The sequence below is a fragment of the Micromonospora sp. NPDC000663 genome (assembly GCF_042898105.1).
Lineage (GTDB): Bacteria > Actinomycetota > Actinomycetes > Mycobacteriales > Micromonosporaceae > Micromonospora.
Map to the genome: position 1 here is coordinate 200,487 of NZ_JBIAYR010000003.1, position 11,656 is coordinate 212,142.

Below are 11,656 nucleotides of genomic sequence, written 5' to 3' on the forward strand. Positions count from 1 at the left end.
CCGGTACGGTGCGTCGCAGACCTCGTCCGGGTGACGAAACAGCGCAGCACAGCCCGGGGAACCACGAACGTCCGCCACGACGGTGATCGGCTTGGCAGCCGGCGCAAGGACGATGGAGGATACGAAGGTGTCAGCCGAGGCGAGGCCCGCGACGGCCGGGGCCCGGAACGGGGCGGTCCGGCATGTCAGACTGCCCGCCGACCGGCGTACCCCCGCCGCCGCCCGCGCGGTCGTCCGCTCGGTGCTGACCGAGGCGCACCTCGACGAACTGGCCAACGAGGCTCTGCTGCTCACCACCGAGCTGACCACCAACGCCGTCGAGCACGCCCGCACCGAGTTGGACATCGACGTCGTCGCCGACGAGGTGGGGCTCACCGTGACCGTCTCCGACTTCGCGGCCGGGCCCGGCGACGAACTGACCGTCGGCACCCGGAACGACGCCACCGAGATCAACGAGGTGTCCGAGCGGGGCCGTGGCCTGCTGCTGGTCGACCACTTCGCCAGCCGGTGGGGCACCACGTACCTGCCCACCGGCAAGGGCGTCTGGTTCCGGCTGGACCGGCCCGACGCCGACCCGCCCGACGCCGCCGGCAACGCGACACCGACCGGCACGGCCGCGGGCAGCGCCGGCCCGAGCGCCAGCGCCATGAGCGAACTCATGCAGACCACCCCCGACATGTACGCGGACGACCCACTGCCCGACTTCGCCGCCGGCCTGCTCAGCAGGCTCGCCGAGATGGTGGGAGCGGCCGGCGGCGTGATCCGCCTCGACCGGGGCGACGGGCAGGGCCGGCAGGTGCTGGCCCGCATCGGCCGGCAGCCGCGCCTCGGCAGCGAACTGCTCCAGGTGCCACTGACCGTGCACCGCCCGTACGGCGGGGAGCTGGAGTTGGACGCCGCGCCGTCCGCGTACGCCCGGCCCCTGGCGGTGCTGACCGCCGAGCGGCTGTCGCTGCACCTGGAGAACGACAGGCTGCGCCGGGCCGACGTCCGCCGGCAGGCGTGGTTGACGTTCCTGGCCGAGGCGAGCGAACTGCTGGCCCAGTCGTTGGATGTCGAGCTGACAATGGCGTTGATCCCGCAGCTGGTGGTGCCGCGGCTCGGCCAGTGGTGCGCGGTGCACACCACCGACGAGTGGGGCCGGCTGCGGTTGGCGGCGGCGACCCACGCCGACGAGTCGGTGCTGCCGCAGCTGCACAAGGTGCTGGCGGAGACCGGTCCGGACTCGATCCAGGCGCGGCTGCGCGAGGCGTCGCGCAGTGCGGCGCAGATCCCGCTCGGCGGTCCGATGGAGGGTTTCGCGGTCCCGCTGATCGCGCGCGGGCAGCGGCTCGGCACCCTAGCCGTGGGCCGGCACCAGCGGCACCGGCACGACCCGGACGAGGTGTCCGTCATGGAGGACGTCGCCCGTCGGGCCGCGCTGGCCATCGAGAACGCCCGCATCCACGCCGAGCGGCGGCGCGTGGCGCAGACCCTCCAGCAGTCCCTGCTGCCCCCGGTGCTGCCGGTGGTGGACGGGATCGGCTTCGCCGCCGAGTACGTCCCGACCGGCGACGACGCGGAGGTCGGCGGCGACTTCTACGACGTGGTGCCGCTGCCCGACGGGCGTTCGCTCGTGGTGATCGGCGACGTCTCGGGCAAGGGCGTGCAGGCCGCCGCGGTGACGGGGCTGGTCCGGGACGTGATCCGCGTGCTGGTCGGCGACGGCAAGCCGCTGCCGGAGGTGCTGTCCCGACTCAACGAGACGCTTGTCGAGCGGGGCGGCGGCAGGTACTGCACGTTGGCTCTGGCGGCGATCGGGCCCGGCGGTGGCGACCAGCTGGACGTCGCGCTGCACCTGGCGGGGCACGACCGACCTGTGCTGCTGTCCGGAAAGGGCGGCGCGGGGTTCGTGGGCACCGGCGGCACGGCGCTCGGCCTGCTCGACACGATCACCTCACCGACGGCGGAGATCACCCTCGGCCCCGGCGACTCGCTCATCTTCTACACCGACGGCGTCACCGAGCGGCGACGCGGCCGGGAGCTGTTCGGTACCGACCGGCTGCGGGACGCGGCAGCGCCGCTGGCCGGCTACTCGGCCGACGTGGTGGCCGCCCGACTGCGCGCCGCCGCGATCAACTTCTCGGTCGAGCCGCCCCGCGACGACATCGCCATCCTGGTGCTGCGCAACGACGGCGTCTGACCGGACGGGTCACAGGCCACCGGGCAGCCGGCCGGGGGCGAGCCGGTGATCCGGGTCGAGATGCTCCTTCGCGGCCCGCAACTGGGCCAGACCGGCGATCTCGCCCCAGAGGTCGACGGCCCGCCGGACCGGCGCGGGAGCGGAGACCACGACGCAACGACCCTCCCGGGCCATCAACACCCCCCGGACGGCGGCCAGGATCGACGCCACCCGGTCGGGTGCCAGCGCGCCGGGCAGCGCCGCGTGCACCACGCCCAGCCCCGCCGAGCCCCGCACCGGCACCGGGGCGCCGGCCGCGTCGCGCAGCGCGTACACGGCCGCGTGCAGGTCACTGATCGGCACCTCCAGCCGCAGCGCCGTGTCACCCGGCGCGAACGGGTAACGCCGCCACCACGTCGGGGCGGAGTGCGCGACCGTCGCCTCGCCGTGCAGCAGGCCCACCAGGCGTTCGGCGCGTTCGGTGACGTCGGCCGGGCCGCCCTCCAACAGCACCACCAGGCTGCCCGCGCGGGACGGCGCACCGGGCCGGCCCGACATCGACGGGTGACGTTCCCGGGCGGTGGCGGACGGGTGACCGGGCGGGTACGGCGTCCGCGGCCGGGGCGTACCGGCGGGGAGGTCCAGCTCGACGGCCGCCGGGTCCAGTCGGGCGGCGAGGATCATCCGGACCAGGTCGTGCACCTCCAGCGGCGTCCACACCGGACGGGACACCCACAGCCGGCTCGCCGGCGCCGGCTGCACCCGGAGGCTCGCCGAGACCAGCACGCCGAGCGCGCCCTGCGAGCCGCAGAGCAGCCGGGCCAGGTCGAGACCGGGCGCGCCGCCTCCGGCGCTGACCAGCTCACCGTCGGCGCCCAGGTAGCGGACGCCGAGCAGTTGGTCGCAGGGGCTGCCGTGGCGGTGCCGCAGCGGACCGGCCTCGCCGGCGGCCAGCACCCCGCCCACCGTCGCACCTGGCGACGGGGCGTCCAACGCCAGCCGTTGCCCGGTGCGCTCAAGCGTGGCCTGCACGGCCCGCAGCGGTGTGCCGGCACCCACCTCGGCCACCGGCGCACCGACCGGCTCGTGACCGATGCCGGCCAGCCGCCCGGTGTCGAGCATGATGTCGACCTGCACCGGCGGGGCACCCCAGTCGATCTTCGTGCCGGCGCCCCTGGGCACCACGGTCAGGTCGTGTGCGGCGGCCAGCCGCAGGACCTCGGCGGCGGCGTGCGGGCCGCCCGGCACGGCCACCCAGCGCGCCGCCCGCCCCGCCACCTCGTCGGCCGGGCCACCGAGCCGGGAGAACGGCGGACCGCAGATCGCCGCCAACCGTCGGGTGATCTCGAGGGCTCCGGACCGGCCGAGGGAACTCGCTGCTGCCGCCATGCCGGCTATCGTACATGTGTTCGAAAGCAGTGGTGAGGGATGTCGGGATGCCGCTGCTCCGACGCGCGGAGCGGGCCGGCCGGTAACGTGGCCGCCGTGACCACCGAGACTGCCCCGCCCGCGGCGAAGCGGGTGCCCGCCGAGCGCACCCACCACGGCGACACAGTCGTCGACGAGTACGCCTGGCTCGCTGTCAAGGACGACCCGGAGACGATCGCCTACCTGACCGCCGAGAACGAGTACACCGACGCGCGCACGGCGCACCTGGCCGAGCTGCGCACCGCCCTGTTCGAGGAGACCCGGCGGCGCACCCTCGAGACCGACCTGTCGGTGCCGAGCCGCAAGGGCGGGTACTGGTACTACACCCGGACGATCGAGGGTCAGCAGTACGGGGTGCACTGCCGCCGAGCCGTCCGGGACGGCGAGACCGACCCGCCGGTCAGCGCGGACGGTGCCCCGCTCGACGGCGAGGAGGTGCTGCTCGACGGCAACCAACTGGCCGAGGGGCACGACTTCTTCTCGCTCGGCGCGTTCGACGTCAGCCCGGACGGGCGCTGGCTGGCCTACTCCATCGACTTCTCCGGCGACGAGCGGTTCACCCTGCGCGTCAAGGACCTGACCACCGGCGAGCTGCTGCCCGACGAGGTGCCTGACACCTTCTACGGCACGGCCTGGTCGTCCGACGCGTCGGTGCTGTTCTACGTGACAGTCGACGACGCCTGGCGGCCGAACCGGGTGTGGCGGCACACCGTCGGCTCGGCCTCCGCCGACGACGTGGTCGTCCACCAGGAGGACGACGAGCGGTTCTGGGTCGGCGTGGAGCTGACCCGCTCGGAGAAGTTCGTCCTCATCGACATCCACAGCAAGGTCACCAGCGAAGTGTTGGTGATCCCCGCCGGCAACCCGACGGGCGCCCCGGCCGTTGTCGCGCCACGCCGGCAGGGCGTCGAGTACGCGGTGGAGCACCACGGCCACCGCTTCCTCATCCTGCACAACGACGGCGCGGAGGACTTCGCGCTGGCGTTCACCTCGGCGGACGCGCCGGGCGACTGGGTGCCGCTGATCGAGCACACACCCGGCACCCGGCTGGAGGCGGTGGACGCGTTCGCGAACCACCTGGTGGTGTCGCTGCGCACCGATGGGCTCACCGGCCTGCGGGTGCTGCCGGTGGGCAGCGACGACGCGCACGACATCGACTTCCCCGAGCCGCTGTACAGCGTCGGGCTGGACACCAACCCGGAGTACCGCACCGGGCAGATCCGCCTGCGCTACTCGTCGCTCGTCACCCCGGACTCGGTGTACGACTACGACCTGGTCACCAGGCAGATGGTGTTGCGCAAGCAGAAGCCGGTGCTGCCCGGGCCGGACGGACGGCCGTACGACCCGGCCGAGTACGAGCAGCACCGCGACTGGGCGCTCGCCGACGACGGCACCCGCGTGCCGATCTCGCTGGTCTGCCGGGTGGGCACTCCCCGGGACGGCTCGGCGCCCTGCGAGCTGTACGGCTACGGCTCGTACGAGGCAAGCATGGACCCGTGGTTCTCGGTGGCCCGACTGTCCCTGCTGGACCGGGGTGTGGTCTTCGCCGTGGCGCACACCCGGGGCGGCGGTGAGCTGGGCCGCCGCTGGTACGACCAGGGCAAGATGCTGGCCAAGAAGAACACGTTCACCGATTTCGTGGCCTGCGCCCGGCATCTGGTCAAGGCCGGCTGGACGGCAAGCGACCGGCTGGTCGCCAGGGGCGCCTCGGCCGGTGGCCTGCTGATGGGCGCGGTCGCCAACCTCGCCCCTGACGCGTTCGCGGGGATCGTCGCTCAGGTGCCGTTCGTGGACGCGCTCACCTCGATCCTCGACCCGTCACTGCCGCTTACCGTCACCGAGTGGGAGGAGTGGGGCAACCCGCTCGACGACCCCGAGGTGTACGCGTACATGAAGTCGTACACGCCGTACGAGAACGTGGCGGCCGTGGACTATCCGGCGATCCTCGCGGTGACAAGCCTCAACGACACGCGGGTGCTCTACTCGGAGCCGGCGAAGTGGATCGCCCGGCTGCGGGCGACCGCCCCGCAGGGCGACTACCTGCTCAAGACCGAGATGGGCGCCGGGCACGGCGGGCCGAGCGGCAGGTACGACGCGTGGCGTGAGGAGGCGTTCATCAACGCCTGGATCCTGGACCGCCTGGGTCGGGCCTGACGACGGCGGCGGCGATGACCGATGAGGACGAGCCGGGGTCGGCGCCCCGGCGCATGTCCGCCTGGCTGATCCTCGCGGTGGTCGCCGCCGCCCTGCTCGTCTGCTGCTGCTCGGCCGCCGTCGGCCTGCTGATCTCCTGGTCGGCCGGCCTCTTCCACACCCCGACCTGACTCAGGCCGTCCGCAGCTCGTCCAGGGCGGTGCTGACCCGCAGGAAGAGCAGGCCGACGCCGACCGTCACCAGCACCGCGGCAAGGGCGCCGGCACCGAGCCAGGCCAGGTGTTCCAGGGGTACGTCCGGCACCCGCTCCGACCCGGGGGTCTCGACGATCCGCGTGTACCGCTCGCGGGTGGCCGGGTCACCGCAGAGCGCGGCGGTGGCGTCGCAGACCTGCGCCGACGACCCTCCCGTCGCCGCTCGCGGGAAGAGCCCTCGACCGAGCACTTCACCCACTCCGAGCGCGAGCAGGATCGCCGGCACCGCAGGGGTCAGCGCCTGCCAGACCACCGAGCGGCTCAGCGTGCCGCGCGGCACCCCGGTGGCGACGAGTGCTGCGTAGGCGCGACGACGGGCGACGATCCCCTCGACGAGCGCGACCATCAGCCCACCCGCCGCGATCAGGATGGCCACCGCGACGGCGGCGTCGACCAGGTCCATGGTGGACAGGTAGAACGGGTCGGCGCCCCCGTCCGCGCCGGCGAGCTGGCTCTGGTCCCGTTCGAGCTGGTCCTGGGTGACGAAGTAGGCGCGCAGCGCGGCCGCGCCGGCACCGAAGATCACCGCGGCCAGTAGCGCCGCGAACGTGCGGCTGCCCGCCCACGGGTCGGCCATCAGCCGGCCCGCCGCGAGCAGGGCCGGCGGCCTGCGGGCGTACCGCCGCAACAACCGACCGCAGGTGTACGAGATCCAGCCGGTGCCGATGACCACCCCGATCATCGCGGCGAGCGCACCGGCCACGAAGAACAGTGGCACCAGCCAGCCCAGCACCTCGTCGTTGCCGTCGAACCGGTACGCCACCGGGCGGACCGCGGCGAACGTCGCCACGCCGACCCCGATCAGGATGCCGGCCCACGGCCGAGGGCCACGCTCGCGAGGTGCCCTACGGCTCACCCCGAGCGGACTCGCGGTGACCGTCCGCAGCATCAGGGCCGTGGCCAGCGCCGCGAGCACCGGCAGACCCAGCACCACCGCCGCGATGGCACCTGTCGACGGCAGCACGTCGGTGGGCAGCGCCAGCCGGCCCTGCGCGTCCGGCCGGTGCAGCACCTCGCGACCGGCCAGGTGGACGCCCAGCCCGACGAGCGTGCCCAGCAGGGCGGCCACGCCGGTCTCCAGCACCGCCAACCGGGTGACCTGACCGGGTGTGGCACCGGCCAGCCGCAGAGCCGCAAGCCGGCGGTCCCGGGCCGGAGCGCCGAGCCGGGCACACTGACCGGCCAACGCCAGCACCGGGATGGTAAGCATCAGCAACGCGAACGCCGTCCCGCCGCGCAGCCCCGGTTCACGCAGCAGCGCGTTGCGGTACTGCTCCGACTCCGCCCAGGCGTCGCCCGGCGGCTTGTCGATGGCCAGCACGGTGAGCGCCGCCAACCCGGCCAGGGTCGCCAGCAGAGCGCTGACCACCGTGAGCACCACCCGGGCGGTGTCGGTGCGGGTGCCGGCGAGAGCGAGCCGGACCAGCGTCCCCGGTCTCACCGCGCGCCGCCGGCCAGGGGCACGTCCAGCCCCAGGCCCGTGTGGTCCACCAGGCCGTCGCGCAGCATGATCTCCCGATCGGCGTACGCGGCGATCCGTGGCTCGTGGGTGATCAGCACGACGGACGTGTGCTGCTCACGGGCGAGCCGGACCAGTTGGGTGAGGACCTGCTCACCGGCGAGCGTGTCCAGTGCGCCGGTCGGCTCGTCGGCGAAGAGCACCCGGGGCTCGGTGACCAACGCCCGTGCCGTGGCGCAGCGCTGCTGCTGACCGCCGGACATCTCACCCGGCCGGACGTCGGCCAGTTCGGCCACCCCGAACCGTTCCAGCCAGGTGAGCGCGGCCGTCCGTGCCTCTCGCCGCCCCGTGCCGGCGAGAAGCAGCGGCAGGGAGACGTTCTCCGCCGCGGTCAGCTCGGCCACCAGCTGGCCGAACTGGAACAGCACCCCGAACTCGGTGCGCCGCAACCGGGACCGGGCCGCCTCCGGCCAGGTGTCGATCCGGTGACCACGCCAGGTGACCTCACCGGCGTCCGGGCGGAGGATCCCCGCCAGACAGTGCAGCAGTGTCGACTTGCCGCAGCCACTGGGCCCGGTGACGGCGACGATCTCGCCCTCCGCCACGTCGAGCGTCACGCCACGCAGGGCGGGCGTCGGGCCGTACGCCCGAACCACGCCGCGAGCCTGGAGTTGCGTCACGGGTGCACCTCCCGGTGCCAGTCGGCGACCCGGTCCAGGGTGGCGCGCAGCCACCGCAGGTCGGCGTCGAGGTGGTCGATCGCGAAGTCGGCCGCGATCACGTCGCTGAGGGTGGCGGCCGGGTCGGCCTTGGCGGCGGTCAACTCGCGCAGCCGTGCGCTGTGCGCGCCGCGCTGGGCGATCAGGTAGGACCGGGCCCGGTCGACGTCGGCGACCAGCAGCGCCACCACGACCTTGGTGAAGAGCGTGCTGGCCACGTACGGCATGGGTGGTTCGACTGTGGACAGCCATTCGTCGAGTGCGGCCCGGCCCGGGTCGGTCAGCGCGTACGTCGTGCGGTCCGGACCGGCCGCCCGGTCCTGACCGGCGGCGGCCACCAGGCCGTCGCGTTGCAGGCGGCCGAGGGTGGCGTAGACCTGCCCGAAGGCCAACGGCCGGGCCCGGGGCAGCCGCTCGTCGTGCGCGCGCTTGAGGTCGTACCCGTGCCGGCTTCCGGCGGCGAGCAACCCGAGCAGAACGTGCGACGTGGACACGTCGCCCACTATTCACCAAGCGAATACCCGAGTCAACGACTCCAGGTGGGCGCCCGGCCGGTCTGCGACAGGAGGTGGGCCAGGTCTGGCGCTCCGGGCGTGGGAGTCGGGACGGGGTCGGCGAAGACGCCCACCCGGCGGGCCGTCGGACCCAACCGCTCGACCAGCCCGTGCAGCTCGGCCACGACCTCCGGGGCCGGCTCGTACGGCTGACAGGTGGCGACGGCGAGGTCCCAGCCGTGCACGGTCAGGTCCAGCAGGGCCATGCCACCGACAACGGCCTGCGGCATACCCATTCCTGGCGAGACACCCTCCAGGGTGGACGGATCCGACCAGGCGGCGACGAGGCGGTCGGTCTCCACGGCGAACCGGTCCCGCCAGCCGTCGCCCAGGTGGTCCGGTTTCTCGGCCCACTCCACCTGGCGCTTCACGGCCAGATCCTGGAAGTTCACCACCACCTGGAAGAGGTGGTTGAGCAGGTCGCGGACAGCGTAGTCACGGCACGGCGTGGGCAGGTCGAGCTGGTCGTCGGCGATGCCGCGAACCACGTCGACAGTTCGCGGCGCGGCAGCGGCCAGCAGATCGCTAGTCTGAGTTGCCATAGGGCCAGCGTATGAGGGTGGTCTTGAACAAATGCGACAGCGACCGCGCAACGACAGCCGGGGGATCCTCGACCCGATACGGATGCTGCGCGAGGTCCACTTCCGTCGGCACCTGCCCGCCGAGTCGCTGCGCCATTGGGTCGAGCACTACTGGCTGATCGACTGGGCGTTGGACGCGCCCTTCGAGCAGCGGGTGGTGCCGCACCCGGCGGTGAACGTGGTGTTCCGGCGCGACGACGACGGCACCGACGAAGGGCCGGAGGACGGTGAGGTGGCCGGGGTGGGTCGCGACCTGTTCCGGATCACGCTTACCGGCACCGGCCGGGTCTGTGGTGTCCAGTTCCGCCCCGGCGGCTTCCACCCGTTCTGGCGCGGGTCGGTCGCCGAGTTGACCGGACGCCGGCTCCCGCTGCCCGCCGGCCGTCTGCCCCGACCCGACGGTCCGGTCTGCGGCGGCACCGACGACGACCGGCGCCGCGCGCTGGACGCCCTGCTCACCGCGTGGGCCCCGGCCCCGGATCCGGCGACGCAGGAGGCCATCCGGCTGGCCGAGGCGATCCGGACCGACCGCACGGTGCTGCGGGTCGACGACTTCGCCGCCCGGCACCGCGTGCCGGTCCGCCGCCTGCAACGGCTGTTCACCGAGCACGTCGGCGTCGGCCCGAAGTGGGTGATCCGCCGGTACCGGCTCCAGGAGGCCGTCGAACAGGCCGCCGGCGGCCCGTTGAACTGGGCGGACCTCGCCGCCGACCTCGGCTACAGCGACCAGGCCCACCTGGTACGCGACTTCAGCGCCGTCGCCGGCGTGTCACCCGCCGCGTACGCCCGCTCGGTCCGCTGACACCTGCGTCTCAGCGGCGGCGCAGCACGACCACCGCCACGTCGTCCTGGATCTCCGGTGGGGCCAGCTCCACCAGCAGCCGCTCGCAGAACCGGTCCAGGTCCTCGTCGACGGTGCCGGTGAGCGCGGCGAGCGCGGCCAACCCCTCGTCGATTGTGGCGTCCCGCCGCTCGATCAACCCGTCGGTGTAGAACACGAGCGTCGCCCCGGCCGGCAGCACGAACTCCAGGTCGGCCGGACGGGGGGCGCGGACGCCGAGCAGCGGCGCCGAGTGCTGCACGAACTCGACCTTGCCGTCCAGACTGAGCACCGGCGGTAGGTGGCCGGCGCTGGCCAACCGGACCCGCCCGCTCGGCGGGTGCAGCAGCAGCACGCAGAGCGTGGCCAGCTCGTTCGGCAGGAGCGTGCGCATCAGCTCGTTGACCCGGTGCAGGATCTCGCCGGGCTGGTGCCCCTCGACCGCGTACGCCCGCACGGCGTGCCGCAGTTCGGCCATCACTGTCGCCGCGTGCAGCGAGTGACCGGCCACGTCGCCGATCGCCAGGAGCAGGTGCCCGTCGAGCATCACCAGCTCGTAGAAGTCGCCGCCCACCTCGGTCTGCGCGCTGGCCGGCTCGTAGCGCACCGCAAGGTCCAGGCCGGCCACGTCGGGAAGCCCGCGCGGCAGCAGGCTGCGCTGGAGGGTGACGGCGATCCGGTGTTCCTCGTCGAACGAGCGCTGGGCCTCCACCGCCGCCGCGACCGCCTGGGCGAGCTGCACCAGCACCGGCGTCCGGGCGGTCTGGGTGGCGGTGGGGACGACCACGTACAGCGGGGCCCGGTCCTCGCGGAGCCGGGCGGCGGCCACTGTCACCGAGTCGCCCTCCGGCCAGCCGAGCAGCCCCCACTGCGCCGGCTCCTGGACCCGCACTGTCGCGCCGGTCGGCACCCCCGTGTCGTCGACGACCCACGGCACCACCTCGGCCTCCAGGCCCGGGCCGGCGCAGATCCCCGCGAGACAGTCGCCGTCGAACGTCTCGGCGACCACCGCCGCCGGGCTCTTGAAGATCTGGGCGGCACCCTCGGCGGCGGCCTTCAGCAGCCGGGCGAAGTTCGGTGCGGCGTGCACCGCCACAGTCGTGTCGGCGAGGACGAGCAGTCGCTCGGCGAGCAGTTCGGCGCGCTTTCGGGCCTGGTAGTAGCGCAGCACCGCCCGGGTGGTGGCGATCAGCTCCTCGGGCTCGATGGGCTCGGTCAGGTAGGCGTCCGCACCCCGGGTGAGGCCCTGGGCGCGGTCGGACACGTCGACGGCGTGCGCCGACACGTGGATCACCGGCATGGCCGGGTGCCGTTCCTTGATCCGTTCGCAGACCTCGTACCCGCTGAGGTCGGGCAGCCGGACGTCGAGCACCACGAGGTCGATCCGGTCCACGTCGACGCGGGCCAGCGCCTCGGCGCCGTTCTCCGCCTCCAGGACGGTGAACCCGGCCCGGGTCAGCCAACTGACAAGCAGGTAGCGCTTGGTACGACTGTCATCGACCACCAGGACGGTCGCCGGCATGCCG

At 73.6% G+C, this 11,656-nt stretch carries 10 protein-coding genes; 4 read left to right on the forward strand and 6 right to left on the reverse strand.

Annotation, left to right across the window (positions count from 1 at the left end):
• Positions 1-127: 127 nt before the first annotated feature.
• Positions 128-2,182: a SpoIIE family protein phosphatase gene (locus ACFY1S_RS13155; protein WP_387116522.1), complete on the forward strand. Its 2,055-nt coding sequence runs from the start codon at positions 128-130 to the stop codon at positions 2,180-2,182.
• 9 nt (positions 2,183-2,191) lie between these two features.
• On the opposite strand, the gene ACFY1S_RS13160 is transcribed toward ACFY1S_RS13155, so the two are convergent.
• The gene (locus ACFY1S_RS13160; RefSeq protein ID WP_387116525.1) at positions 2,192-3,550 is read right to left on the reverse strand and encodes an FAD-binding oxidoreductase; all 1,359 of its coding nucleotides are present in this window, start codon (positions 3,548-3,550) and stop codon (positions 2,192-2,194) included.
• A 96-nt stretch (positions 3,551-3,646) separates the two neighbouring features.
• Here ACFY1S_RS13160 and ACFY1S_RS13165 point away from each other — a divergent pair, with 96 nt between their 5' ends.
• A complete protein-coding gene (locus ACFY1S_RS13165) occupies positions 3,647-5,743 on the forward strand; it encodes a S9 family peptidase (protein WP_387116527.1) in 2,097 nt (698 codons plus the stop codon).
• Between the two features lie 14 nt (positions 5,744-5,757).
• Positions 5,758-5,913: a hypothetical protein gene (locus ACFY1S_RS13170; protein WP_387116530.1), complete on the forward strand. Its 156-nt coding sequence runs from the start codon at positions 5,758-5,760 to the stop codon at positions 5,911-5,913.
• Position 5,914: 1 nt separating this feature from the next.
• Here the strand turns inward: ACFY1S_RS13170 and ACFY1S_RS13175 are convergent, their stop codons facing one another.
• From ACFY1S_RS13175 to ACFY1S_RS13190, 4 genes are read right to left on the reverse strand one after another with little or no spacing between them, the layout of a single operon-like run.
• Positions 5,915-7,438, reverse strand: a complete 1,524-nt coding sequence (locus ACFY1S_RS13175) for an FtsX-like permease family protein (RefSeq protein ID WP_387116533.1) — start codon at positions 7,436-7,438, stop codon at positions 5,915-5,917.
• The gene (locus ACFY1S_RS13180; RefSeq protein ID WP_387116536.1) at positions 7,435-8,136 is read right to left on the reverse strand and encodes an ABC transporter ATP-binding protein; all 702 of its coding nucleotides are present in this window, start codon (positions 8,134-8,136) and stop codon (positions 7,435-7,437) included. The genes ACFY1S_RS13175 and ACFY1S_RS13180 overlap by 4 nt, the downstream gene beginning before the upstream one ends.
• Positions 8,133-8,669: a PadR family transcriptional regulator gene (locus ACFY1S_RS13185; RefSeq protein WP_139587091.1), complete on the reverse strand. Its 537-nt coding sequence runs from the start codon at positions 8,667-8,669 to the stop codon at positions 8,133-8,135. Before ACFY1S_RS13185 ends, ACFY1S_RS13180 begins: the two co-directional genes overlap by 4 nt.
• Positions 8,670-8,701: 32 nt before the next feature.
• A complete protein-coding gene (locus ACFY1S_RS13190) occupies positions 8,702-9,271 on the reverse strand; it encodes a TIGR03086 family metal-binding protein (protein WP_387116539.1) in 570 nt (189 codons plus the stop codon).
• Between the two features lie 31 nt (positions 9,272-9,302).
• On the opposite strand from ACFY1S_RS13190, the gene ACFY1S_RS13195 reads away from it, so the two are divergent.
• Positions 9,303-10,112, forward strand: coding sequence for a DUF6597 domain-containing transcriptional factor (locus ACFY1S_RS13195; protein ID WP_387116543.1), 810 nt, complete (start codon positions 9,303-9,305; stop codon positions 10,110-10,112).
• Between the two features lie 10 nt (positions 10,113-10,122).
• Here ACFY1S_RS13195 and ACFY1S_RS13200 read toward each other — a convergent pair whose 3' ends face one another.
• Complete coding sequence (locus ACFY1S_RS13200) at positions 10,123-11,652, reverse strand: SpoIIE family protein phosphatase (protein ID WP_387116546.1); 1,530 nt, start codon at positions 11,650-11,652, stop codon at positions 10,123-10,125.
• Between the last annotated feature and the right edge of the window lie 4 nt (positions 11,653-11,656).

Excerpts from the sequence above, each read along its gene's own strand:
- ACFY1S_RS13160 (WP_387116525.1), bottom strand. The coding sequence starts at position 3,550 with ATGGCGGCAGCAGCGAGTTCCCTCGGCCGGTCCGGAGCCCTCGAGATC.
- ACFY1S_RS13170 (WP_387116530.1), top strand. The coding sequence starts at position 5,758 with ATGACCGATGAGGACGAGCCGGGGTCGGCGCCCCGGCGCATGTCCGCC.
- ACFY1S_RS13190 (WP_387116539.1), bottom strand. The coding sequence starts at position 9,271 with ATGGCAACTCAGACTAGCGATCTGCTGGCCGCTGCCGCGCCGCGAACT.
- ACFY1S_RS13195 (WP_387116543.1), top strand. The coding sequence starts at position 9,303 with ATGCGACAGCGACCGCGCAACGACAGCCGGGGGATCCTCGACCCGATA.
- ACFY1S_RS13200 (WP_387116546.1), bottom strand. The coding sequence starts at position 11,652 with ATGCCGGCGACCGTCCTGGTGGTCGATGACAGTCGTACCAAGCGCTAC.